3 protein-coding genes are annotated in these 2850 nt (G+C 59.7%); 2 read left to right on the top strand and 1 reads right to left on the bottom strand.

What is annotated here, in order from left to right; genetic code table 11:
- Nucleotides 1–685 (bottom strand): DEAD/DEAH box helicase (locus tag AB7F49_RS39310; protein WP_428533449.1); only part of this gene is annotated, 685 nt, incomplete at its 3' end.
- 393 nt (nucleotides 686–1078) lie between these two features.
- Between AB7F49_RS39310 and AB7F49_RS39305 the strand changes: the two genes are divergently transcribed.
- Nucleotides 1079–1951 carry a peptidylprolyl isomerase gene (locus tag AB7F49_RS39305; RefSeq protein WP_428533446.1) on the top strand — a complete coding sequence of 291 codons (873 nt, stop codon included), beginning with the start codon at nucleotides 1079–1081 and terminating at the stop codon, nucleotides 1949–1951.
- A 124-nt stretch (nucleotides 1952–2075) separates the two neighbouring features.
- On the top strand, nucleotides 2076–2850 hold a 775-nt coding region (locus AB7F49_RS39300), incomplete at its 3' end, for a bifunctional ornithine acetyltransferase/N-acetylglutamate synthase (RefSeq protein WP_428533443.1).

Below are 2850 nucleotides of genomic sequence, written 5' to 3'. Positions count from 1 at the left end.
GCGGCCCGGAGATGATCAGCGGCGTGCGCGCCTCGTCGATCAGGATCGAATCCACCTCGTCGACAATGGCGTAGATGTGCCCGCGCTGGACCATGTCCTCCAGCCGGTACTTCATGTTGTCGCGCAGATAATCGAAGCCAAGCTCGTTGTTCGTCCCGTAGGTGACGTCGCAATCGTAGGCGGCCTTCCGCTGGTCGTCGTCGAGACCGTGCACGATGACCCCGACCGAAAGGCCGAGGAACTTGTAAATCTGCCCCATCCATTCGGCGTCGCGGCTCGCCAGATAGTCGTTGACCGTCACCACATGCACGCCGCGTCCGGCCAGCGCGTTGAGATAGACCGGCAGCGTCGCCACCAGCGTCTTGCCCTCCCCCGTCTTCATCTCGGCGATCCTGCCTTCGTGCAGCACCATCCCGCCGATCAACTGCACGTCGAAATGGCGTTGACCCAGCGTCCGCTTGGCAGCCTCCCGAACCGTCGCAAAAGCCGGCACCAGGATGTCGTCCAACGTCTTGCCCGCACCAAGCTCGGCCTTGAACGCGTCCGTGCGCGCACGCAGCGCCTCATCCGACAGACCCGAAAGCTCCGTCTCCAAATCGTTGATCGCAGCAACCCGAGGATGATACCCGCGGATCCGACGATCATTCGATGAGCCAAATAGCTTGCGGGCCAATGCCCCGATCATGTCGGAATCCTTTCAAATCTCCCCAGTCCCCATCCCGCGGTCGACGGAGGCCGGCCCGTTCCCATTGGTGTACCGGCTGGCAATAACGAGCACGCTGACATCCTTCATCGCCGAAAAATATAGCGGCTTTTTGGGGCTCAACGTGGCAACACGACAAATCCCACCAGTCGAACCGGCGAGGTCATCGAGAGATATGGGGGGGTCGGACCCTTGTCAATTGCGCTCCTTGCTCAACCGAGCGCCCTCCCAGTTTGCGGGATTGTAAAATTCCAGGCTGTCTAAGATTACGAAAAAATCACTTCGGCGGGCCATTGCATTGCCATGATCTTTGGGCGAGTCTCCGCCACCGCTCGGCCAGGGGCTGCCGCCGAACGGCGAGACAAGGACCCCACCATGACCAAGCCTCGATTGACTGGCCGTTCAACCTATTTTGCAGCGGGCGGATTCCTGCTGGCGCTCGGCGCCATCATCGCATTCGTTCTACTGCCAAACGACCATGCTCCAGCAGAAGACGACACCGTCGTTGCTCGCGTCAACGGGACCGACATCACTGCAAGCGATCTTGCGCTTGCCGAGGAAGAAATCGGAACGCAGATGCCGCCCATGCCCGCTGAAGGCAAGCGCGATTACCTCGTGACCTATGTGGCCGATATCGTGCTGGCCGCGCAGGCCGCCGAAAATCAGAAGATTGCCGAAGACAAGTCATTCAAGCAGCGTCTCGCCTATCTCCGCAAGAAGCTTCTGATGCAGACCTTGCTGGAGAACGAAGCGAAGGCCGCGCTGACTGAGGATGCGAAACAAAAGGTCTACCAGGAAGCAACGAAGCAATTTGCCGGAGAGCAGGAGGTACGCGCGCGGCATATTCTCGTCCCTACCGAGGAGGAGGCAAAAGCTGTTGCCGAGGAATTGAAGAAAGGCGCCGACTTCGCTGAACTGGCAAAACAGAAATCAAAAGATGGAAGCGCTGCGCAAGGTGGCGACCTTGACTATTTCACCAAGGATCAAATGGTCGCTGAGTTCGCGGAGGCGGCGTTCAAGCTCGACAAAGGGCAGACGTCCGATCCCGTACAGACTAAGTTCGGCTGGCATATCATCAAGGTCGAGGATAAACGCGATCGGCAAGCCCCTTCGTTCGATAGCGTCAAGGATCAGATCGAGACTTATCTGACACGAAAGACGCAAGCCGAATACGTGGCGAAGCTCCGCCTGGATGCCAAGATCGAACGGCTCGACAAAACCGAGACCGCGCCTGAACAGAAAAAATAAGCCTGGGCACAATCTGGTTATATCGTCATGGCCGGGCTTGTCCCGGCCATTGACGTTTTAATGCTCTCAAGGCCAAAGAAGGACACCGGACGATCCGGCTGAGGCTTCTCAACGAGAGAGTGACTTGTCGACCTCCATTTCCCCCCTCGCCCCCAAACATGTACCGAACCTGCCGCCGGTCGATGGCATTCGCCTCGCAACCGCCGAGGCGGGCATCCGTTATGCCGGACGGACCGATGTGCTCCTTGCCCTGTTCGACAAGGGCACGACCGTCGCGGGCGTCTTTACCCGCTCGAAATGTCCGTCGGCACCAGTCGAATGGTGCCGTGAGAAACTCAAGAGCGGCAAGGCGCGGGCCCTGCTCGTCAATTCCGGCAATGCCAACGCGTTCACCGGCAAGAGCGGTCGCCAGTCGACCAGACTCTCGGCCGGACTCAGCGCGAAGGCGATCGGTTGCCGACCCGGCGAAGTGTTCCTGGCCTCGACCGGCGTTATCGGGGAACCTCTCAAAGCCGAAAGGTTCGACGCAGTGATCGACCGCCTTTGTGCTGATGCCAATCCGCTCGACTGGTTCGGCGCCGCTCGCGCGATCATGACGACCGACACGTTTCCAAAGGTTGCGACGGCGCAGGCAAAACTCGGCGACGCCACAATCGCGATCAATGGGATAGCCAAGGGCGCGGGCATGATCGCTCCGGACATGGCGACCATGCTCGCGTTCGTTTTCACCGACGCTCCGATCGCCGCGCCTGTCCTGCAGGCACTGATCAACCGCGGCGTCGTCGATACGTTCAACGCCGTGACTGTTGACGGCGATACGTCCACATCCGACACCCTTATGGCTTTCGCGACTGGTGCGGCGGCTGCACGTGGCGCGCCGAGAATTTCCGAAACCAATG

This window comes from Pseudorhodoplanes sp. (genome assembly GCF_050250235.1).
Lineage (GTDB): Bacteria > Pseudomonadota > Alphaproteobacteria > Rhizobiales > Xanthobacteraceae > Pseudorhodoplanes.
This window is presented reverse-complemented; position numbering and strand designations above follow the sequence as displayed.

What these genes read in the sequence shown, in the direction of transcription:
- AB7F49_RS39305 (WP_428533446.1), top strand. Translation starts at nt 1,079, where the DNA reads ATGACCAAGCCTCGATTGACTGGCCGTTCAACCTATTTTGCAGCGGGC.